Origin of the sequence: Kistimonas scapharcae (genome assembly GCF_039540975.1) — a bacterium.
In the GTDB taxonomy this organism is placed as follows: Bacteria; Pseudomonadota; Gammaproteobacteria; order Pseudomonadales; family Endozoicomonadaceae; genus Kistimonas; species Kistimonas scapharcae.
On the sequence record NZ_BAABFL010000161.1, the window covers coordinates 1 to 652 of the forward strand.

Genomic DNA, 652 nt, shown 5'->3' on the forward strand with positions numbered 1-652 from the left:
CCTACTGACAATGCGCTGGTGAATGAGGCGATCCCAAACAATCCGGCCAACGTCAAATTCACCGGTACCGAGAACTACATCATTATCGACTATGCTCCGCCGCAGGATTTTGTGGCGCACACTGAAGTTTGGGTGTCGGAAGATAGTGAATTAAGTAATGCGGTGATGGTGGGGGTGATCAACACTCGGCCATGGGGATATAAACCGGATGACAACACGGCGATTTATTATTTCTGGCTCAGGCACGTCAGCTACCGCAACAAGTATTCAGGTTTTGTCTCAGGCAGTGGGTCTTGTGATGCTGCCAATGCTGACGACCTGACCGTCAACACGCTCACTGTTGCCACGGCCACTATCGGTCAGGGTGAAATTGGGAACCTGCTAATCGGAGATGCGATCCAGTCGGACAATTATGTTCCTGGCGTGTCCGGGTGGATCATAAAAAAGTAGGGCAGTTGGCTATCGAGGTCCCGTTATCGGATGGCACCTCGATGGTAAAACAGTTCGATGCTGAAATAACCGATGGTACCTTTGCCGGTGATGTGTCGGCACTGGAAGGCACTTTTCAGGGTACGTTGACGGCTGATGCAGTTGATGCGGCCAAGAACCTGACCATTGCTGGCCGGTCTGTTGCTAGATCATGGGCCTTTTA

2 protein-coding genes are annotated in these 652 nt (G+C 51.5%); both read left to right on the plus strand.

What is annotated here, in order from left to right:
* A partial coding sequence (locus ABD892_RS10160) for a phage tail tip fiber protein (RefSeq protein ID WP_345195509.1) occupies positions 1–450 on the plus strand: 450 nt, incomplete at its 5' end.
* Positions 432–652 (plus strand): hypothetical protein (locus ABD892_RS10165; protein ID WP_345195510.1); only part of this gene is annotated, 221 nt, incomplete at its 3' end. The genes ABD892_RS10160 and ABD892_RS10165, both read left to right, overlap by 19 nt.